Below are 20,703 nucleotides of genomic sequence, written 5' to 3'. Positions count from 1 at the left end.
CTGAACCTCAACCGAGGAACAGCCGGTAGGCCGGGTTATCGGTCTCGTCGTAGAAGGTGTAGCCGATCTCGTCGAGAAACTGTACCACCTGACCATGCTCCGCTTCCGGCACTTGCATACCCACCAGCACGCGACCATAGGCGGCACCGTGGTTGCGGTAGTGGAACATGGAGATGTTCCAGCGCCCGCCCAGCTTGCTGAGAAACTTCATCAACGCCCCCGGCCGTTCCGGAAATTCAAAGCGGTAGACCACCTCATTGTCGACGCCTGCTGGCGCATGACCACCAACCATGTAACGCACATGTAGTTTGGCGGTTTCGTCGTCGGTCAGGTCGACCACCTCATCCAGCTGCGCGCGCAGCTCGGCCAGCAGTTCTTCACGGCCATCGTTATTGGGGCGGATCTGGACCCCGGCAAACACGATTGCTTGCTCACTGTCGCTGTAACGGTAGTTGAATTCGGTGATGTTGCGCTTGTCCAGCACCTTGCAGAACTGCTTGAAGCTGCCCGGACGCTCCGGAATCTTGGCGGCGATGATCGCTTCGCGGTGCTCACCCAGTTCAGAGCGTTCGGCGATATGGCGCAAGCGGTCAAAATTGACGTTGGCACCGGAGTTGATGGCGATCAGGGTCTGGTCGCTGACGCCTTCACGGGCGACGTATTTCTTCAGGCCAGCGACACCCAGTGCACCGGCCGGTTCGCAGACCGAGCGGGTATCATCGAAGATATCCTTGATTGCGGCACAGATTTCGTCGGTGGACACGGTGATCACTTCGTCGACATGATCCTTGCAGATCTCCCAGGTGTTTTCGCCGATCTGGGCCACGGCGACACCATCAGCAAACAGTCCGACCTGATCCAGTACAGCACGATAGCCTTCGCGCTTGGCCAGTGCCAGGCAGGCAGAGTCGGCGTATTCGACGCCGATCACCTTGGTCTCCGGACGCAGATACTTGACGTAGGCGGCGACGCCCGCGATCAGACCACCGCCACCGACCGGCACGAAGATGGCGTCGATGTGGCCGCTTTCCTGACGCAGGATTTCCATGGCGATGGTGCCCTGGCCGGCGATCACTTCCGGGTCATCATAGGGATGGACGTAAACCAGCCCCTTTTCGGCCATCAGTTTTTCGGAGTGTCGACGGGCATCATCGAAGGCATCACCGATCAGTACCGCCTTGCCGCCCAGACGCTTGACGTTGTTGACCTTTACGTCCGGCGTGGTTTTGGGCATGACGATGGTGGCCTTGACGCCAAGCAGGCGTGCTGCCATGGCCACGCCCTGGGCATGGTTGCCGGCAGATGCGGTAATCACGCCGCGGGCCTTCTCTTCGTCGGTCAACTGCACCATCTTGTTGTAGGCACCGCGCAGTTTGAACGAATAGACCGGTTGCTCGTCTTCACGCTTGAGCAGCACGCGGTTGCCCAAACGTTCGGTCAAACCGCGGGCATCATCCAGCGAGGTTTCGATGGCGGCGTCATAGACCCGGGCCTCGAGGATCTTCTTGATATATCGATGTGGCATAGGGCTGGTATCTGTGTCTCGGTGGAGCCGGTATGGCTTAAAGTATGCTTAAATGGTATCGGCTCCAACCCCCAGCGTCTACAAGGGCAACGGCGGGTTGCGTATAATCCGGTTTCAGTTTGAATCAGCAACGGACACGACCATGACACAAGACGAGATGAAGCAGGCAGTTGCACAGGCAGCCGTCGATCATATCCAAGGCCGCCTCGAAGATGACAGCATCATCGGCGTCGGTACCGGCTCCACCGCCAACTGTTTTATCGATGCGCTGGCGGCGATCAAGGATCGCTTTGCCGGAGCGGTAGCCAGCTCTGAAGCGACGGCGGAGCGTTTGCGTGGGCATGGCATCGAAGTGTTTGACCTGAACTCGGTCAATGTCATGGACTTTTACATCGACGGCGCTGACGAGTTTGATCCGTACCTGAATCTGGTCAAGGGCGGCGGTGGTGCCTTGACCCGTGAGAAGATCGTGGCGGCCGTGGCCAGGGAGTTTGTCTGTATCGTTGATCAATCCAAGCAGGTTGATCTGCTGGGCGCGTTCCCGCTGCCGGTGGAAGTGATTCCGATGGCGCGCTCCTACGTTGGTCGTCAGCTGGCGGCCCTGGGTGGGCAACCGCAATACCGTGAAGGCTGCGTTACCGACAACGGCAACATCATCATTGATCTGCACGATCTGGAAATTCTGGATCCGAAGGCACTGGAAGCCCAGTTGAACAATATTGTCGGTGTGGTCACCAACGGTCTGTTTGCTCGTCGCGGTGCCGACATCATTTTGATGGGAACGCCGGAAGGGGTCAAAACGCTGCGTCACGCTTGAGGCTCAGCCCTCGTCCTGCTCGCCCGCCATGGTATCGGTGGGCGGCTCCTGCTCCAGAAAGGCGATAATCGGGCAGTCTGCTGTCGGTCCCGTGCCGCTGCACAGTCCTGATAACCCCCGTAAGGCCTGCTGAATTCTCTGCAGATCATCGATCTTGCGACCGATCTCCTCGATACGTGTATCCACGCGCTGTTTGACCGCGGCCGATTCCTCTTCGGGATGGCGTTGCAGCTCCAGCAGTTCCAGTATCGCTTCCAGAGTAAAGCCGAGCTGTTTGCAGCGGTTGATGAACGCGAGACGTTCAAGAATTGCAGGGGGATAAATGCGGTAGCCGGACGGGAGTCGGTCGGCAGGAGGGATCAGGCCTCGGCGCTCGTAATAACGCAGGGTTTCAACGCTGAGGCCTGAACGGCGGGCCAGTTCACCAATCTTCAAAGGGATCATGATGGCCGCATATGCTCAGTGACTTACCACTGCACCACTTTGATCAGGGCGATACTGACCGGCATGGTGATCCACAGCAGGGCCAGGATGTTGATGAAAATCCAGCCGTAGCCTGCGGGATCGCGGAAGTTTTCGTCATGATGAGCCATGGTATACCCTCAGAAAGAAACTGTGTATTTGTTGATCAGAATCAAGGTGGGCGATTATAGCCAATACGCTGACGCTTTTGTAGCCAGGTATTAGCACTGTTTTTGTGTGGATAATCTGAGTGAGCGCGGGTTAACCCGCGCGCAACAGGCGGTAACACTGATCCAGCCGCAATGGCCGTCGGATCAGCCAGCCGATCAGGACAAAGACCATTGCTGCCAATGGTGGCAGCAGCAACCACAGTTCGCCGTGCAGGCGCGGGGGGATCTGCAGCAGCCACTGATGCAGCATCGCCAGTACGCCCTCGGCACTCGCACTGGCCAGTCCGCCGCAGACCAGACCGATCAACAGAAACTCCAACAGATCCAGACGCCGGGCCTGTTCCGCGCTGACCCCGAGGGTTTGCAGCAGTGCACTCTCGAAGCGGCGTTGCTCCAGGGCCTGTAACAGCGTGACCCCCAGCAACAGCAGGCCGCAGCCCAGGCTCAAGGCCAGAATCAGCGCCGAACTGTCACCCAGACGCTGTAACCAACCGGCCAGCTGAGTCAGGACCTGATCGATATCGATCAGAGTCAGTGACGGAAACTGCTGGAGCAGGTCACGGCTCAGGGCACGCTGTTCGGCGGGCAGGTGGAAACTGGTAATCCAGGTCGACGGCGCGTTCTGCAAGGCTTCGGGGTTGAAAATGATGTAGAAGTTGGGCTGGAACGATGTCCAGACCACCTCACGAATATTGCGAATTACCCCCTCCACGGCGATGCCGCCGATATCGAAGCCGAGGCGGTCGCCCAGCTCCAGCCCCAGCTCGCGCGCCATATCCTGTTCGATGGAGATCGCATCGGTATCCCCCGGTTGCCACCAGTCGCCAGCTACCAGCGGGTTGTGTGCCGGCCGCTCGGCACGCCAGCTCAAGTTGAGTTCGCGGCGCAGGGTGTTGTGGTCCTGCTGTTCGGCATTCAATTGCGGCTGGATCGGATTACCGTTGAGCTGGGTCAGGCGGCCACGAATCATCGGGTAGAGTTCGGTGTCGAGCGCCCGTTCGGCAAAGAACGTGTCCAGTTCAGCCTTTTGCCACGGCTGGATATTGATCAGAAAATAGTTGGGGGTATCGCTGGGGAACTGCGCCTGCCATTGCTCGATCAGGTCGGTACGGCTGACCCAGACCACGCTGAGCAAGGTCAGCAACATGACCACTACAGCGGCCTGTAACCGGTGCCATTGGCGCTGCTGGCGCAAACGCATCAACAGCAGTCGGCCCAGCAGCAAGTGGCGGGCCAGCGGACGGGCGCACAGTAACAGGCAGCCTTGCGCCAGCCAGCCGAACAGGGCACCGCCCAGCAGCAAAAACGCCAGCAACCCCAGCGCGGCCAGCGGGGCTTCAAGAAAGGCCAGCAGGGTCGCCGCCAGCAAAATCATCGATGCACCTTGCAGCAGCAGCGCTGTGCGGTCGCGGGGCGGTGCATCACCGCGCAGCAGGTGGGCTACCGGAATGCGTGCCAATTGCAGGATCGGCGGCAGTCCCAGCAGGACCAACAGCGCCAGTCCCAGAGCCGCACCGCTGAGCCAGCGCAGCCAGTGTGCTGGCGGCAGAGCCTGTGGCAGCAACTCGGCCAGCCATTGGTAGACTGCGCTTTCCAGCAGGAAGCCGGTGAGGATGCCGGCACTGGCGGTGAGTAGCCAGGCCAGCAGCAATTGATACAGATACACGCGGACCAGCTGACCGGGGCGCAGACCCAGATTGAGCAGCAGTGCGCTACGGGTATGTTGGCCCAGACTGAAACGGCGCAGCGCCAGCATGATGGTCAGTGCCGACAGCAGCAGGGCGATCAATGCACTGAGTTTGAGATAGCTCAAGGCGTTGCCCAGCGCGTTGCCGGTCAGTGGCTGGTCTGCCTGCAGGGCATGAATACGTTCGTGGCTGGCCAGCGTCGGGCGCAGGGCTTGGTCAAGCGTCCGCACCGCTGCCGACGAGCCTGCAAACAGGATGCGGTAGTTGGCGCGACTGCCGGGGGCAAGCACGCCGCTGGCGTCCAGGTCGGCGGCGTTGACCAGAATGTGCGGGCTGAAACTGCGGAAGCCGGTGCCGCGGTCGGGGGATGCCAGCAGCTCCCGACTGACGGTTAGCGGCTGGTAACCGAACTCCAGTTGCGCACCCGGTTGCAATTGCAGCTGGGTCATCACCCGTGGCTCAACCCAGACCTCACCGGGCGCGGGGATACCGGTACCGGCAGGTTCGGTGACCAGTTCGCCGCGCAGTGGGTAGGGTGCCTGCAGGGCCCGCACCGATACCAGCATCAGGTTGTCGCCTTGTCCGACCATGCTGGGGAACTGGATCACGGGAGTCTGCTGGATACCCTGCAATGGCAGGCCCTGTAGCCGTTCGGGCGTGAGCGGGCGGCTGCTGCTCAATACCAGGTCGGCACCCAGCAAGCTGGCACTTTCACGCATCAGGCCGCGTTCCAGGCGATCACCCAGTACCGCCAGCAGGGTGGTCAGCGCGATGGCGATCCAGCTGGCCAGCAGCAGTGCGCGCCACTCGGTTGTGCGTAGCTGGGTCAGCAGCTGGCGGGCGGCCAGACGGGTCAGCAGGCTCATGCCGGCACCTCTTCCAGACGGCCGTTCTGCAGATGCAGTCGGCGCTGGCAGCGGCTGGCGAGATCGATATCGTGGGTGATCAGAATCAGCGTAGTACCGGCATTGGTGTTGAGATCGAACAGCTGCTCGATGATCTGCTGGCCGGTGTCGTCATCCAGATTGCCGGTGGGCTCGTCGGCAAACAGCACCTTGGGCTCGGTGGCGAACGCGCGGGCGATTGCGACCCGCTGTTGCTCACCGCCGGACAACTGCGCCGGATAATGATCAAGCCGGGCACCCAGACCGACCTGCTGCAACCAATGGCGCGCCTGGGCATCGGCATCCTTGCGCCCCTGGATTTCCAGTGGCAGGCGGACATTGTCCAGCGCATCGAGCTCTGGCAACAGGTGGAACGATTGGAAAATAAAGCTGATCTGTTGCAGTCGCAGATCGGCCCGGGCGGCATCATCAAGCTGTTCCAGCGGTTGGTCGTCGAACAGGATCTGTCCCTCGGTCGGGGTGTCCAAACCGGCCAACAGGCTCAGCAGGGTCGATTTGCCGGCACCCGAGCGGCCAATGATGGCCAGGCTCTCGCCGGGCATGATGCGCACGTCGAGATTACGGAACAGTTCTACCGATCCTGCTTGAGTGTTGAAACTTTTTGCGACATCTTGGGCCTCAATAAGCGGCTTTTCTCGGTTGAGGTGTGACATGCGATCCCTGATTTCGATGTTGTTCGTGTTGGTTGTCTGGGCGTCCCCGCTGCAGGCAAAAACGTTGCTGGTGCTGGGCGACAGCCTGTCGGCGGCCTATGGCCTGCCGGCGGAACAGGGCTGGGTCAGCCTGCTGGAGCAGGAGCTGAAACAGCGCAAGCTGGTCGACCGCGTGGTCAATGCCAGTATCAGCGGTGAAACCAGCAGTGGCGGTTTGCAGCGCCTGCCACGGCTGTTGGCGGACTATCGGCCCGACCTGGTGGTGCTGGAACTGGGTGCCAATGACGGCTTGCGTGGTACCCCGCTGCAGGTCATGGAGCAAAACCTGCGTCAGATGGTCGAGCTGAGTCGGCAGTCCGGTGCCGACGTGATGCTTATCGGCATACGGATACCACCTAACTATGGACCGCAATATACGCAAAGGTTCTATTCAATCTACCCCGAGTTGGCGCACGCCTATGATGTGGCGCTGGTACCCTTTCTACTGGAGCGGGTGGCGCTCAAGCCACAGCTGATGCAGGCCGATGGTCTGCATCCGACGGCGGCAGCGCAGCCGATCCTGTTGCAGACCGTGTGGCCATATCTGTATCCGTTGCTGCAGCCAGCGGAATTCTGAACAGTAGCCGGGTACCTTGCTCCGGCGCGCTGTCCAGCTGCAGTGAGCCGTCCAGTGCCTTGGCGCGGGTCTGCATGCCGAGCACGCCAAAGCGGCCCTTGCGGCTGATCACCTGTGGGTCGAAACCGCAGCCGTTATCGCTGATTTCAAGTTCCAGCCGGTCGGTCGGGCCGTCCGCGTCAAAGCGTTGCAGGCGGATGCTGGCCTGACTGCAGTGGGCGTGGCGCTGGAGGTTGGTCAGGGCTTCCTGAATCATGCGATAGAGGTTGATGTTGTAACGTTCTTCCATGTCATTGAGTGCGCCTGAAAGCTGCAGGTCGGTCTGAATGCCCTGACGTTCCAGGCCGAGCCCGCGGACCAGTTCACGGACGGCGTCGACCAGTCCCAAGTCATCCAGCAGGCTGGGGCGCAGTGCGTGCATCAGGTCGTAGGTGACATCGTAGATATGGCAGGCGATCGCATCGATGCTCTCGGCATGATGGTTGACGCTGTCGTCGCGGTTGGGGTGGTCCTGCAAGAGCATGCGGGCATCGGTACGGATGGCGGTCAGGCACTGCCCCAGTTCGTCGTGCAGTTCCTGCGCCAGATGGCGACGTTCGCGTTCCTGAATGTCGAGGATGCGAAGTGTCAGGCGCTGGTTTTCCTGCAGTTGCTGCTGCAATTCACCCGAATGTTGTTGCAGATGTTGCTTGAGTTGATCGATCTCCAGCGTTTCCTGGTGGCAGTGCCGGGTAGCCTGGCGCTGGCGGATCCAGGCGTGCAGCAGCAGGCAGCCCAGAGTATTGAGCAACAGGGCCAGCAGCAGGGGCCAATAACTGAAGTCCTGTAGCCGCAGCGGGTGGTCGAGCGTCAACTGGACCGGTAACGCATTGAGGTGGGCATGTTGTACCTGTGACCGATAATGCCATGCATTTTCGGTGGCAGGCGGCGTCAGTGTTACCGGCTGGGTGTCGTTGCCCAGCTGCAGGGTCAGTCGAGTGCCAACAGGCAGTCCTTGTATATCCAGCAGGCGATCGACGGCGATGACCAGTGACGCAATGAGCCCGGGGTGGTGTGCCGAGGCCTGAAACATGCTCAGTAAGGGCTCACCGCGTGATTGATTATAGATGGCGGAAAAGGTCACGTCGGGGCTGGAGCGGGTGGCTTGCAGGGCCGGTTGCAGAGCGGGTATGAGCCCCAGATCGGTGCCCAGCAGCGGTGGCTGGGCCTCGGCGGAGTTCGGTACCACCAGAACCAGCGGATGAAATACGGGTGCGCCTGATGGCTCGGTCGCTGGCCGGGTCAGGGGGTTCAGGCCATGCAGCAGAAAGTCAGGGTAGTGTAGGCGCACCGCTTGTTCGAAGGTTTGAATCACGTTGTTGCGTACCCGTTGTTGCAGCTGAATGCGCTTAACTGCGGGTGCCAGTTGGCGCAGTGCTTCCAACTCGGCACGCAAAGCCGGACTGAACAGTCGGCTGTGCGGCAGCACGGTCATATGACTGACATGGTGCAGCAGTGATTGGCTTTGCTGCATACGGTTGTGCAACTGATTTTGCAGCTGAGTGAGAACGGCAGTCTGTTGCTGTTCGAGTGTGTGCAGGTCCTGACGAATCAAGACAGACATCATGCACAGGGTGAACAGAAGCCAGAGTGAGCAGGTTAGCAGCAGGGGGAATCTGGGCATTGACGGCGGGTATCCTTACCTCCGGAAAGTGGCTCAGTATAAACAATAAAGGCGCCATCAGGCGCCTTTATCGGGACTGCGGAACGGCTTATGCAGCGTAGTTCTCGTTAGCGAAGTCCCAGTTTACCAGCGCCCAGAAACCTTTCAGGTAATCAGGACGTACATTGCGGTAGTCGATGTAGTAGGCGTGTTCCCACAGGTCGACGGTCAGCAGTGCGGTCTGACCTGCGGTCATCGGCGTGCCGGCGTTGCTGGTGTTGACGATCTCCAGGGTACCGTCGGCATTCTTCACCAGCCAGGTCCAGCTGGAACCGAAGTTGTTCACCGCCTTGTCGTTGAATTCTTCCTGGAATTTCTCGAAAGAACCCCATTTAACAGCGATGGCGTCAGCGATTTCGCCAGTCGGAGCGCCGCCACCGTTCGGAGACAGGCAGTGCCAGTAGAAAGTGTGGTTCCACACCTGAGCCGCGTTATTGAATACGCCACCTGCCGGAGCGGTCTTGATGATCTCTTCCAGAGACTTGCCTTCGAACTCGGTTCCCGGTACTAGGCCATTCAGCTTCACAATGTAGGTATTGTGGTGTTTGCCGTGGTGGAATTCCAGGGTTTCGGCAGAGATGTGCGGTTCCAGTGCATCTTTCGCGTACGGCAGTGCAGGCAGTTCGAAGCTCATAGTATTCACCTTGATTTGTCAGACAGGTTCAGCATAAAACGTTTGTTGTTTTAAGGCGCGCCGAGGGCGCAACCTTTGATCTGCGTCCGATGATAACACTGAATATGCGCATTATCATGGCACAGTTTGTAGCAGTATTCGGTGTGCGTGTCGGCATGGCCGTACGCACAATGTTCATACATGGTGGTACGGCAAGCCAATTACAAGGGGGCGTGATCACGTCGTACGCAGCAGCTGTTCCACCAGGCACAGGGCCGCGATTGAACGGCCTTCTGAAAATTCGTCACGGGCGAACAGCTCTGGCAGGTTGTCGAGCGGCCAAAGCACCACTTCCAGCGGCTCGGGCTCATCGCCTTCCAGCTTGCTGACCGACAGACTGCGCGCGAGGATGACATCAATCCGGTGACCCATGTAGTTGGGCGCTGCGGTGAGCTGCTTGATAAATGTCAGTTGGTCAGCGGCAAATCCGGCTTCTTCCTGCAGCTCGCGGTTGGCGGCGGTCAGGGCATCCTCGCCGGGATCAATCAATCCCTTGGGCAGGGTCAGCACATAGTCGTCGAGGCCGGCGGCATACTCGCGGATCAATACGACCTGATTGTACTCATTGATGGCGACGACCATAACGGCACCGTTGCCACCGGTCATCAGGCGCTCGTAGCGACGCTCGACACCATTGCTGAAGCGCAGTTCCATGGCTTCAATATGGAACAGGCGGCTGTTGGCAATCGGGCTCAACTTCAAAATTTCGGGTTTGGCAGGCATACTGATTTCCGATTTCAGTTGCAATATATGAAGAGTCTTCCCTGATTATGCTCGATTGGCAAGCCATAGATACTGTCCTGCTCGATATGGACGGCACCCTTCTCGATCTCCATTTCGATTCCCACTTCTGGCTGGAGCTGTTGCCGGAGCGATATGCCCAGCATCATGACATGGCGCTGGAACAGGCGCGTGAATGGTTGCACGAGCGAATCCGCCGCGAACAGGGGGCGTTGAGTTGGTACTGTCTGGACTACTGGACGGAGCAGCTTAACCTGCCGATCGCCCTGCTCAAGCGTGACATCATGGAGCGCATCGGCTTTCGCCCCGGTGCCCAGGCGTTCTTGCAAGCGGTTCAGGCCACGGGGCGGCGTACGGTGATCGTGACCAATGCCCACCGCGACAGCTTGGCGCTGAAAGTCGAGGTCACCGCGATCGATACGCTGGTGGATGGCGTCATCTGTTCGCATGACTTCGGCTACCCTAAAGAGGATCAGGCGTTCTGGCACGCGTTGCAGGAAGTGGAGCCGTTCAACCCTCAGCGTACGCTGCTTGTCGATGACAGTCTGGCGGTGCTGGCGTCGGCACGACGCTACGGTATCGGCCATCTGTTGAGCATTACCCAGCCCGATTCGACTCAGCCCGAACGGCAGATCGATGAATATGAGGCGACCAACGACTTCAGCGAGGTGATTGCCGCACTATGAGTCACGGACATAAACACGCACATGAACCGGCACCGCATGCAGTTGTGCGGCTGGATAAATGGTTGTGGGCCGCACGCTTTTACAAGACCCGTGCGTTGGCCAAGCAGATGATCGAGGGTGGCAAGGTTCATTATGATGGCCAGCGCAGCAAGTGCAGCAAGGCGGTCGAGATCGGGGCACTGATCCGTGTGCGTCAGGGACATGATGAGAAAACGGTAGAAGTTCTCGCGCTTTCCGATCAACGCCGGGGCGCCAGTGAGGCGCAGAAGCTGTATCGGGAGACCGAAGACAGCATCCGCGCCCGTGAAGCGCAGGCACTGGCACGCAAGACGTTGGGCAGTGCCCCCGAGCATCGCCCCGACAAGAAAAGCCGGCGCGAGCTGCTACGGGTCAAGGGTAGCTGGGACTGATCAGCCAGCCGGGTTGAAGAAGGCGAGTCGGCCCAGTAGCGGGATGCGACCGGCCAGGCGATAGAGCGGCGTCAGCAGGCGCAGCAGGCCCCGGTTGATTAAATGCGGCAGCGGGGATGCATAGGCCCACGCCAGCGTTACCAGTGCTAGGCTCAGGCCGCCAACCGCTGCATCGGTAAACCAGTGTGCACCACCGAACAGGCGCGGCAGCATCAGCAGTAGTGCCAGCGCGGTTGCCGCCAGCGTACCGAGGCTGCGGGCATTGAACAGCAAGAACCCGAGCCAGACCATCAATACACTGGCATGATCCCCGGGGAAGCTGGTCGAGGCACTGTCCTTGGCCGGAATCTCCGGCAGTTCGGTGCTGAACCGGTATACGGGCTCCAGTTGCAGTGACGGGCTCGGGCCGCTCAGTCCCGTTGCTTCCGCATAATCCGACAACACTTCGCGCAGTGGCAGCATCAGAATCATCAGCAGCAGAAAGCCGGTGAAGCCGGCTTGCAACTGGGTGCGCTTGAGTCCCAGTCCTGGGAATACCAGAAATACCAGCATACACACGGCAGAGGCCGCATCGAGTTCGCGGGTATTCATCCAGGCCCAGAAGCGGGCCCAGTTTTCGTTGGCGAACAGCGAACCGTTCAGCCAGTGAAAAACCTGCACATCCAGCATCCGCCAGAGCGCATGGCCACTGTCGTTGATGAAACTGAACAGCAGCAGGGCGGCAGCCAGGTGCATGCCGATCAGGGTGGCAGGGCGCCAACGGGTGGAAAACACGGGTTCTGGGGTGATCATCTTGGGTTCATTCAGCTAGAATTACAGTTTATCTATTCTAGCAACACCGCCTGGCTGTCTCGCCGCCAGATACAGAAAACTCCGGGAACCCCTGAATGAGCAACCCTGATCAGATCCAGCGTATCCTTTTCGACCAGATCGATGTCCGTGGCGTCGTCGCGGGCCTAGAACACAGCTATCAGGAGGTGTTGGCCCGGCATGACTACCCGCCTGTGCTTCAGCGGCTGCTGGGTGAGATGCTGGCTGCAGTCAGCATGCTCGGCTCGACGCTGAAATTCGAAGGACGGCTGTTGCTGCAGGCACAGGGTGAGGGGGAGGTCCGTCTGCTGATGGCCGAGTGCAACCACCGTCACGAACTGCGTGCGCTGGCCCGTTATGAAGGTGACGTGGCCGATGATCTGGCCTTCAACGAGTTGCTGGTCAATGGCCGTATTGCCCTGACCATCGAGCCGGAAAGCGGTCAGCGCTATCAGGGTGTGGTGCCGCTGGAAGGTGCGACCCTGGCACAATGCCTGCAAAGTTACTTTGAACAGTCAGAGCAGTTGGGAACATCCATTCAACTGGTGGCCGATGGACAGCGTGCTGCTGGCCTGATGTTGCAGGTGCTGCCGGCAGAAGGCAAAGGCGATGACGACTGGCAGCGTATCAGCATGTTGGCATCAACGCTGAAGGACAGTGAATTGCTTGAACTGGAAAACGAACAGTTGCTGTATCGTTTGTTCCATGAAGAAACCTGCCGTCTCTATGATCCCCAGGCGGTATGTTTTAAATGCGATTGCTCGCGTGAACGCAGTGCCGAAGTGCTGAAGTACATGAATGAGGATGAGTTGCTGGATATCCTGGCGCAGCAGGACGGCGTCATTGATGTTGGCTGTCAATTCTGCAACCAGGGCTACCGTTTCGATGAAGCGGATATCCGTGCGCTGTTCCAGACGCCGGGGTATCTCGATAAAGATGGCAGAATGCACTGATTAATCAGTGTGTTATACCGGAGGGGACGGACCGCGCTGCGGTTTAACGCGAGAAGGGGCCAATGCGGTCCCATCATGGGGCTTTTTGTGCAATAATACGGCCCCAAAAATAGCGACCCCTAACTGCGTTAACCGGAACGCAGAAGCCTTATATGCTTTCAGGTAATTGTTTGGCGAACAGCCAAGGGAATCCAGTAATGACCAAAGAAACCGTCAATAGCGTACACGTGAATCTGACCCCGGCTGAGCTGGTTGAGCGTGCGATTCAGCGTAATGAAGGTGTCCTGGCTGACACCGGAGCACTGGTTGTCACCACCGGACAGCGCACTGGTCGCTCGCCGATGGACCGCTTCATCGTTGAAGAGCCCAGCACTGCCGATGCCATTGAATGGGGCAATATCAACCGTCCGTTCAATGCCGACAAGTTCGATGCACTGTGGGCGCGTGTTGAAGAGTACCTGGCCGACAAGGAACACTTTGTTTCCGACGTGCACGTAGGCGCGGATCACAACCATTATCTGCCGGTGAAAATGAGCACCGAAACCGCGTGGCAGAACCTCTTTGGTCTGAACCTGTTCATCCGTCCGCACGAGTACAACCCGAAGGGCAAGGAAGAGTGGCAGATCATCAACGCGGCCGGTTTCCAGTGTGATCCCGAGCGTGATGGCACCAACTCCGATGGCTGCGTCATCCTGAACTTTGCCAAGCGCAAGGTCCTGCTGGCCGGTATGCGCTATGCCGGTGAGATGAAGAAAGCGATGTTCTCGGTGCAGAACTTCCTGCTGCCGGAAAAAGACGTGCTGCCGATGCACTGCTCCGCCAACATTGGTGAAGACGGTTCAACGACCCTGTTCTTCGGTCTGTCCGGTACCGGTAAGACCACTCTGTCCGCCGACCCTGAGCGTTACCTGATCGGTGACGATGAGCACGGTTGGGGCAAGGGCGTTGTGTTCAATCTGGAAGGTGGCTGCTACGCCAAGACCATCAACCTGAGCAAGAAGAACGAGCCGATCATCTGGGACGCGATCCGTTTCGGTGCCATCGTCGAGAACGTGACGCTGGATGGCGGTCGCAAGGCCGATTACAACGATACCAGCCTGACCGAAAACGGTCGTTGTGCCTACCCGCTGGATCACGTAGAAAAGCGTTCGGCCACCAATATGGGTGACGAGCCGGATTCCATCGTCTTCCTGACCTGTGACCTGACCGGTGTTCTGCCGCCCGTCTCCGTATTGACCAAGGAAGCGGCCGCGTATCACTTCCTGTCCGGTTATACCGCACTGGTGGGCTCCACTGAAATGGGTTCTGGCGGTGGTATCAAGTCCACCTTCTCGACCTGCTTCGGCGCACCTTTCTTCCCGCGTGCCGCGCACGTCTACGCTGAGTTGTTGATGAAGCGTATTGAAGAGTACGGTTCACGCGTATATCTGGTTAACACTGGCTGGACCGGTGGTGCCTACGGTACTGGCGAACGTTTCAGCATCCCGACGACCCGTGCCATCATCAGTGCGATCCAGAGTGGCGCGTTGCAGGATTGCGAAACCGAACAGCTGGACGGCATTAACCTGGCTGTACCGACCGCGGTGCAGGGTGTCGACAGCACGCTGTTGAACCCGCGCAAGACTTGGGCGGATGCGGCAGCCTATGATGCGGCAGCGGCTGATCTGGCCAAGCAGTTCGTTACCAACTTCACCAAGTTTGCCGGTGTATCTGAAGAGATCATCGCAGCCGGTCCGAAAGCCTAAACCGAGCTGATAGCCGAGTGAAAAAAACGCCCTGCTCAGCAGGGCGTTTTTGTATCTAGGGTTTGCTCACCGAGCGTACCAGCCGGTCCTGGCGCAACCGGGGCAGCAGACGGCTGATCAGCGCGATCATGGCCAGTGCGAAGACCATGCGAGCCCAGAAAATGCCAGACAGATCGGCACCGATCAGCATCACCAGCAGCGTATCCTCGATCAGACTGTGGCACAGCCCCAGCAGGCTGATGGCGCAGAAAATATCGGCCGGATGTATATCACCGCGCTCGGCTTCCCGAATTAACAGGCCACCGCCATAGGCCAGTCCCAGCGTCATCCCGATCAGCGTGATTGACAGCGCGCCGGGTGCAATTCCGATCAATTTCAGCAGCGGACGTAACATCCATTCCAGCAGGCGTTCGATGCCCAGCCAGCGCAGCAGTTTCAGTGCCGTCATCAAGGCGACAATCATTACGGCGGTCCAGCCCAGCGTTTCCAGCTGACTGAGTCCCCAGGCCAGCCATCCATCATCGACGGGAGCCGGTGTCCAAGGCAATGTGTTGACGCTTTGCAGGCTGTCGCTGAGGCGGTAGCTGTGGTGCAGCAGAATACCCAGCAGTATGCCGCCGCCGATGCGCAGCAACAGCTGTGGCAGGATGCGGCAGCCGGCTTTCTGCGCCACCCGAACTTCTACCGGCAGGTTGTGGGCACTGAGCAGCAGGGTGGCCAGTACCGTGACTTGAGCAACGCTCCAGCCCTCGGTGCCCGCAGTCGAGAAAAAAATCACCAGGCCAGTATAGATATTGGTTAGCATGGCGGAGGCCCAGATCAGCCCCGCTTCCGGCGGCAGCCCCATCCAGCCCATGACCGGCGCGAACAGCTGCCCCAGCAGCATTGCGGCACCGAGTTCGGTCAGTACTTTCACCACCAGAATGGCCGGGATCATGATCCGGAACAGGGTGGTGATGACCTTGTAGCTGTCGCCGAGAACCTCGCGGCAGGCAATGCCGAGTCGATGCAGCATCAGCTGACCTTGAGTTTGAAATCGATATTGCGCAGATAGCCGGCTTCCTGCTCCAGATCGGCGCGGGTCAGCGGATGGTGGTCCAGCCATCCGGGCGGAAAATGGAGTTCGACCTTCTGGGCATCGGCCCTCAGGGTGAAGGCGGGCAGGCGGGCCTTGCTGCGACTGCGATGCATCACTACCGACAAGCGCAGTAGCAGGCAAAGGTAGCGATAGGACTGGCGCAATGCTTCGGGCAGCTGGCGGTATTCGTCCTTGGGGAATTTGCGCCGATGGCCGCGGACCAGAAAGGCCAGCAGCTGCTGTTCCAGATGGGTAAAGCCGGGCAGATCGGAGTGGTGCAGCAGATAGGCGCTGTGCTTGTGAAATTGGCTATGTGCAACGGCCAGGCCAATTTCATGGCTGCGTGCCGCCCAGCTCAGCATTTCATGATAGCTGCTGCTCGTCAGGCCCCAGCTTTCCTTGAGCTGAGCCAGTGCAATCAGTGCTGTGGCTTCTACCCGTGAGGCCTGTTTACGGTCGACATGGTAGCGCCGGGTCAGGGCATTGATGGTGCGCTCGCGTACATCTTCATGGCGCAGGCGTCCGGCCATGTCATAGAGCACGCCTTCACGCAGTGCGCCTTCGGAAAAGCTCATCTGGCGGACATCAAGGGACTCGAAAATGGCGCTGAGAATGGCAACGCCTGCAGGCAGTACCGCGCAACGTTCCGGCTTGATGCCGTCGATCTGCAGTTGTTCACAGTGGCCCTGTTCAATCAGATAGTGGCTGAGTTGCTGCAGGGCCTCGCGGGTAATGTGCTCTGTACTGAAGCCCAGAGCAATACAGGCCTGTCGGGCCGCCTTCACCGTACCTGATGCACCGACACTGCTGTTCCAGCCCAGGCGGCGATAGTTGCGCCGGATCGAGAGCAGCTCCTGTAAGGCCGCAGTACGCGCAGCATGCATGGCGGCAGCGGTAATCTCGCCATCGGCAAAAAACAGATCGCTATAGCTGACACAGCCCATGTGCAGACTTTCGCACACGCGCGGTTCGAAACGTTCACCGATAATGCACTCGGTGCTGCCACCACCGATATCCACCACCAGTCGGCGGCCGGTATCATCGGCGAGTGTATGCGCCACGCCGAGATAGATCAGGCGGGCTTCCTCGCGCCCGGCGATGACTTCAACGGGTGTGCCCAGCAAGGCCTGTGCCTGGCTGAGGAACGCCGTGCTGTTGTGTGCCTGGCGCAGTGCGTTGGTACCGACCACGCGAATTGAGGCGCGCGGCAGGTCACTGACGCGCTGGGCAAAGCGGCTCAGACACTCCAGACCGCGTTCGATGGCAGCATCGGTCAGGTTGTCTTCGGCATCCATGCCGGCCGCCAGCTGTACCTTCTCGGATAGTACGTCCAGCGTTTTCAGCTCGCCGGCAAACAGCTGGGACACAATAATGTGGAAGCTGTTCGACCCCAGGTCGATGGCGGCCAACAGAGATGCGTCGGCGGTAGGCGTCGGCGAAGGGTCCTGAGCATGCATCAAACGGTATCCTCGATAGCAAATATAGAGCAGCGTTCAAAAATACCGGTTATGCCGGCTTGGGCGCTACCTTTTTTGGTGACAGGGGTCAGTGCAGGGGCGGATAGGGCGTGAATCTGGCAGTAACCTGTGGCAGGTGTTATCATCGAAAATTGTCTTTAACGCACCGGGTGCACTGGAGAATCTATCCATGAGTGAAAATATCGTCAATGTAACTGACGCCTCCTTTGAAGAAGATGTACTCAAGGCTGATGGCGCTGTACTGGTAGACTACTGGGCCGAATGGTGCGGACCTTGCAAAATGATCGCGCCGGTTCTGGAAGAGATTGCCAAAGAGTATGCGGGCAAGCTCAAGGTCTGCAAACTGAACATCGACGAAAACAACGAAACTCCGCCCAAATTCGGCATCCGTGGCATCCCGACCCTGATGTTATTCAAGGGCGGCAATGTCGAAGCGACCAAAGTCGGTGCCCTGTCCAAGTCTCAGCTGGCGGCTTTCATCGACGCCAACCTCTGACGACACCGGATAAGACGCAGTCGTTACGGCTGCGTTTTTCCCCTCCTTGCTGGACACTGCACAGGTTACCTTTTATAGTAGATCCACGTATGGCCCTGCGTTCGATTACATGGGCATCTATTGCAGTACCTTAACTATTTTTCTTCTGACTAACCCTCCGGTTCCCATCCGCAACCAGCCGATAGCGGCTGCTTCCTGAAGACTATGAATCTTACCGAACTGAAACTGAAAAGCGTTCCGGAACTCCTGGAAATCGCTACCGAAATGGGCCTCGAAAACATGGCCCGCTCCCGCAAACAGGATGTTATCTTCGCGATTTTGAAGCGGCATGCCAAAGGCGGTGAAGATATCTATGGCAATGGCGTACTGGAGATCCTGCAGGATGGCTTCGGCTTTCTGCGGTCTGCGGATTCCTCCTATCTGGCCGGCCCCGACGACATCTATGTATCGCCGAGCCAGATTCGCCGTTTCAATCTGCGCACCGGTGACACCATTACCGGTAAGATTCGTCCGCCGAAGGATGGTGAACGTTACTTTGCGTTGCTGAAGGTCAATGAGATCAACTATGACCGTCCGGAAAACGCCAAGAACAAAATCCTGTTTGAAAACCTGACACCGCTGTTCGCTCAGAAGCGTCTGCGCATGGAAATCGGTAACGGCAGCACGGAAGACCTGACTGCCCGTGTTATCGATCTGGTTTGCCCGATGGGCAAGGGCCAGCGTGCGTTGATCGTGTCACCGCCCAAGGCGGGTAAGACACTGATGCTGCAGAACATCGCCAACAGCATTACCCGTAACAACCCCGAGTGCTACCTGATCGTACTGTTGATCGACGAGCGCCCCGAGGAAGTGACGGACATGCAGCGTACCGTGCGTGGTGAAGTGGTTGCCTCCACCTTCGATGAGCCGCCGTCACGTCACGTACAGGTTGCCGAAATGGTGCTGGAGAAGGCCAAGCGCCTGACCGAGCACAAGAAGGACGTGGTGATCCTGCTCGACTCCATTACCCGTCTGGCTCGTGCCTACAACACCGTGATCCCGTCGTCGGGCAAGGTGTTGACCGGTGGTGTGGACGCTCACGCTCTGGAACGCCCCAAGCGTTTCTTCGGTGCGGCGCGTAACATCGAGGAAGGCGGCAGTCTGACCATCATCGCGACAGCGTTGGTCGATACCGGCTCCAAGATGGACGAAGTCATCTTCGAAGAGTTCAAGGGCACGGGTAACTCTGAAGTCCATCTGGACCGCAAGATTGCTGAGCGACGTGTCTTCCCGGCGATCAATATCCGTCGTTCGGGCACCCGCCGCGAGGATCTGTTGACCACCGAGGAAGAGCTGCAGCGCATGTGGATTCTGCGCAAGCTGCTGGACCCGATGGATGATTCCGCAGCTACCGAGTTCGTGATCGACAAGCTGAAAGACTTCAAGACCAACGACGAGTTCTTCCTGTCGATGAAGCGTAAATAAGGCCGATCACACACTTCGGTGTGAACCAAAATCGCCGCAACAGGGTAAGCTAACCACTTACCCTTTTTTATGCACAGGATGTACGTTAAGCCGCAGCGTATGGATGCGCAGACGCGGCGCAGCCTGGAATGAGCAAGCCCATGTCGACACCCAAATACAAGGACCTGCGTGACTTCATCAACATGCTGGAAGCACGCGGTGAACTGAAGCGCATCACCCTGCCGGTTGACCCGGTGTTGGAGATGACCGAAATCTGTGACCGCACCCTCAAGGCTGGTGGCCCGGCGCTGCTGTTTGAAAACCCCAAGGGGTTTGACATGCCGGTGCTGGGCAATCTGTTTGGCACCCCCGAACGCGTCGCGCTGGGTATGGGCGAAGAGTCGGTGGAAGCCCTGCGTGATGTCGGCAAGCTGCTGGCCCAGTTGAAGGAGCCCGAGCCGCCGCGGGGCATGAAAGATGCCTGGGACAAGCTGCCGCTGTATAAACAGGTGCTCAACATGGGGCCGAAGAAGGTCCGTCGGGCTCCCTGTCAGGAAGTGGTGCTGGAAGGTGATGATGTCGACCTGACACGCCTCCCGATTCAGACCTGCTGGCCCGGTGACGCCGGTCCGCTGGTGACCTGGCCGCTGGTGATTACCCGAGGCCCGGAAAAGCCGCGTCAGAATCTTGGGATCTATCGCCAGCAGTTGATTGGCCGCAATAAGCTGATCATGCGCTGGCTGGCTCATCGCGGTGGCGCACTGGACTTCCGGGAATGGAAACAGGCGCATCCGGGGGAGAGATTTCCGGTCGCGGTAGCACTGGGTGCCGATCCGGCAACCATTCTGGGTGCGGTGACACCGGTCCCCGATACCCTGTCCGAGTACGCCTTTGCAGGCCTGCTGCGCGGGGGCAAGACTGAAGTCATCCAGTGTATCGGTAACGACCTGCAGGTGCCGGCCAGTGCCGAGATCATTCTTGAAGGCTACATCGACCCTGATGAAATGGCTGATGAAGGACCGTTCGGTGACCATACCGGTTACTACAACGAGGTAGATTCCTTCCCGGTCTTCACTGTGGAGCGGATTACGCGCCGTAAGGATGCGATCTATCACAGTACCTACACGGGGCGTCCGCCTGATGAGCCGGCGGTGCTGGGGGTGGCGCTGAACGAAGTGTTCGTGCCGATCCTGCAGAAGCAGTTCCCTGAAATCGTCGACTTTTACCTGCCGCCGGAAGGCTGTTCCTACCGGATGGCGGTGGTAACCATCAAGAAACAGTATCCCGGACATGCCAAGCGGATCATGCTCGGTGTCTGGTCATTCCTGCGTCAGTTCATGTATACCAAGTTCGTTATAGTCTGTGATGACGATGTAAATGCACGCGATTGGCAGGATGTTATCTGGGCCATTACCACCCGCATGGACCCGCAGCGTGATACGGTGATGATCGACAATACGCCGATCGATTACCTAGATTTTGCGTCGCCGGTGTCGGGTCTGGGCTCCAAGATGGGGCTGGACGCGACCAACAAGTGGGAAGGTGAGACCACTCGAGAGTGGGGCGAGCCGATCAGTATGGACCCGGCGGTGAAAGCGCATGTCGATGCCATCTGGGATCAGCTGGATATTTGTTAACCGCATTATGCCGGG

General features: G+C 58.8%; 20 protein-coding genes. 9 read left to right on the top strand and 11 right to left on the bottom strand.

Annotated elements, in window-relative coordinates; genetic code table 11:
- Nucleotides 1–7: 7 nt before the first annotated feature.
- Nucleotides 8–1,525: a threonine ammonia-lyase, biosynthetic gene (ilvA, locus tag CLV44_RS07415; protein WP_106591476.1), complete on the bottom strand. Its 1,518-nt coding sequence runs from the start codon at nt 1,523–1,525 to the stop codon at nt 8–10.
- A 142-nt stretch (nt 1,526–1,667) separates the two neighbouring features.
- Here ilvA and rpiA point away from each other — a divergent pair, with 142 nt between their 5' ends.
- Complete coding sequence (gene rpiA / locus CLV44_RS07410; protein ID WP_106591475.1) at nt 1,668–2,342, top strand: ribose-5-phosphate isomerase RpiA; 675 nt, start codon at nt 1,668–1,670, stop codon at nt 2,340–2,342.
- Nucleotides 2,343–2,345: 3 nt separating this feature from the next.
- On the opposite strand, the gene CLV44_RS07405 is transcribed toward rpiA, so the two are convergent.
- The 4 genes from CLV44_RS07405 to CLV44_RS07395 all read right to left on the bottom strand — a co-directional run bounded on the left by CLV44_RS07405 (nt 2,346) and on the right by CLV44_RS07395 (nt 6,220).
- The gene (locus tag CLV44_RS07405; RefSeq protein WP_106591474.1) at nt 2,346–2,786 is read right to left on the bottom strand and encodes a heavy metal-responsive transcriptional regulator; all 441 of its coding nucleotides are present in this window, start codon (nt 2,784–2,786) and stop codon (nt 2,346–2,348) included.
- A 23-nt stretch (nt 2,787–2,809) separates the two neighbouring features.
- Complete coding sequence (locus CLV44_RS17630; RefSeq protein ID WP_281257814.1) at nt 2,810–2,935, bottom strand: hypothetical protein; 126 nt, start codon at nt 2,933–2,935, stop codon at nt 2,810–2,812.
- 130 nt (nt 2,936–3,065) lie between these two features.
- Nucleotides 3,066–5,528 (bottom strand): ABC transporter permease, encoded by a 2,463-nt coding sequence (locus CLV44_RS07400; protein ID WP_106591473.1) that lies wholly within the window; start codon nt 5,526–5,528, stop codon nt 3,066–3,068.
- Complete coding sequence (locus CLV44_RS07395; protein ID WP_106591472.1) at nt 5,525–6,220, bottom strand: ABC transporter ATP-binding protein; 696 nt, start codon at nt 6,218–6,220, stop codon at nt 5,525–5,527. Before CLV44_RS07395 ends, CLV44_RS07400 begins: the two co-directional genes overlap by 4 nt.
- Here CLV44_RS07395 and CLV44_RS07390 point away from each other — a divergent pair.
- On the top strand, nt 6,219–6,836 hold the full coding sequence (locus CLV44_RS07390; RefSeq protein WP_245912631.1) for an arylesterase: 618 nt from the start codon (nt 6,219–6,221) through the stop codon (nt 6,834–6,836). The two genes, CLV44_RS07395 and CLV44_RS07390, sit on opposite strands and share 2 nt — an antisense overlap.
- Here CLV44_RS07390 and CLV44_RS07385 read toward each other — a convergent pair.
- The 3 genes from CLV44_RS07385 to nudE form a co-directional block, all read right to left on the bottom strand.
- Nucleotides 6,721–8,499: a sensor histidine kinase gene (locus tag CLV44_RS07385; protein ID WP_106591471.1), complete on the bottom strand. Its 1,779-nt coding sequence runs from the start codon at nt 8,497–8,499 to the stop codon at nt 6,721–6,723. The two genes, CLV44_RS07390 and CLV44_RS07385, sit on opposite strands and share 116 nt — an antisense overlap.
- Before the next feature lie 88 nt (nt 8,500–8,587).
- Nucleotides 8,588–9,172, bottom strand: a complete 585-nt coding sequence (locus tag CLV44_RS07380) for a superoxide dismutase (RefSeq protein WP_106591470.1) — start codon at nt 9,170–9,172, stop codon at nt 8,588–8,590.
- A 216-nt stretch (nt 9,173–9,388) separates the two neighbouring features.
- Entirely contained in the window at nt 9,389–9,934 is a 546-nt protein-coding gene (gene nudE, locus CLV44_RS07375) for an ADP compounds hydrolase NudE (protein ID WP_106591503.1), read from the bottom strand.
- Between the two features lie 47 nt (nt 9,935–9,981).
- On the opposite strand from nudE, the gene yrfG reads away from it, so the two are divergent.
- Nucleotides 9,982–10,638 (top strand): GMP/IMP nucleotidase, encoded by a 657-nt coding sequence (yrfG, locus tag CLV44_RS07370; protein ID WP_106591469.1) that lies wholly within the window; start codon nt 9,982–9,984, stop codon nt 10,636–10,638.
- Complete coding sequence (gene hslR, locus CLV44_RS07365; RefSeq protein WP_106591468.1) at nt 10,635–11,048, top strand: ribosome-associated heat shock protein Hsp15; 414 nt, start codon at nt 10,635–10,637, stop codon at nt 11,046–11,048. Before yrfG ends, hslR begins: the two co-directional genes overlap by 4 nt.
- Here the strand turns inward: hslR and CLV44_RS07360 are convergent, their stop codons facing one another.
- Nucleotides 11,049–11,840, bottom strand: a complete 792-nt coding sequence (locus CLV44_RS07360; protein ID WP_106591467.1) for a phosphatase PAP2 family protein — start codon at nt 11,838–11,840, stop codon at nt 11,049–11,051. It abuts the gene before it with no gap.
- A 95-nt stretch (nt 11,841–11,935) separates the two neighbouring features.
- Between CLV44_RS07360 and hslO the strand changes: the two genes are divergently transcribed.
- Nucleotides 11,936–12,811, top strand: a complete 876-nt coding sequence (gene hslO, locus CLV44_RS07355; RefSeq protein WP_106591466.1) for an Hsp33 family molecular chaperone HslO — start codon at nt 11,936–11,938, stop codon at nt 12,809–12,811.
- A 197-nt stretch (nt 12,812–13,008) separates the two neighbouring features.
- Nucleotides 13,009–14,556, top strand: coding sequence for a phosphoenolpyruvate carboxykinase (locus CLV44_RS07350; RefSeq protein ID WP_106591465.1), 1,548 nt, complete (start codon nt 13,009–13,011; stop codon nt 14,554–14,556).
- Between the two features lie 55 nt (nt 14,557–14,611).
- Here CLV44_RS07350 and CLV44_RS07345 read toward each other — a convergent pair whose 3' ends face one another.
- On the bottom strand, nt 14,612–15,571 hold the full coding sequence (locus CLV44_RS07345) for a hypothetical protein (protein ID WP_106591464.1): 960 nt from the start codon (nt 15,569–15,571) through the stop codon (nt 14,612–14,614).
- Nucleotides 15,571–17,091 (bottom strand): exopolyphosphatase, encoded by a 1,521-nt coding sequence (gene ppx / locus CLV44_RS07340; protein WP_106591463.1) that lies wholly within the window; start codon nt 17,089–17,091, stop codon nt 15,571–15,573. The genes CLV44_RS07345 and ppx overlap by 1 nt, the downstream gene beginning before the upstream one ends.
- A gap of 190 nt (nt 17,092–17,281) precedes the next feature.
- Here ppx and trxA point away from each other — a divergent pair, with 190 nt between their 5' ends.
- The 3 genes from trxA to ubiD all read left to right on the top strand — a co-directional run bounded on the left by trxA (nt 17,282) and on the right by ubiD (nt 20,688).
- A complete protein-coding gene (gene trxA, locus CLV44_RS07335) occupies nt 17,282–17,608 on the top strand; it encodes a thioredoxin TrxA (RefSeq protein WP_106591462.1) in 327 nt (108 codons plus the stop codon).
- A gap of 204 nt (nt 17,609–17,812) precedes the next feature.
- On the top strand, nt 17,813–19,072 hold the full coding sequence (gene rho / locus CLV44_RS07330; RefSeq protein WP_106591461.1) for a transcription termination factor Rho: 1,260 nt from the start codon (nt 17,813–17,815) through the stop codon (nt 19,070–19,072).
- A 140-nt stretch (nt 19,073–19,212) separates the two neighbouring features.
- Nucleotides 19,213–20,688 carry a 4-hydroxy-3-polyprenylbenzoate decarboxylase gene (gene ubiD / locus CLV44_RS07325; protein ID WP_106591460.1) on the top strand — a complete coding sequence of 492 codons (1,476 nt, stop codon included), beginning with the start codon at nt 19,213–19,215 and terminating at the stop codon, nt 20,686–20,688.
- The last annotated feature ends 15 nt before the right edge of the window (nt 20,689–20,703 follow it).

Origin of the sequence: Marinobacterium halophilum, from assembly GCF_003014615.1 — a bacterium.
GTDB classification, from domain to species: Bacteria; Pseudomonadota; Gammaproteobacteria; order Pseudomonadales; family Balneatricaceae; genus Marinobacterium; species Marinobacterium halophilum.
Note: the sequence above shows the minus strand (reverse complement) of the source record. Positions and strands in the feature narration are given on the sequence as shown.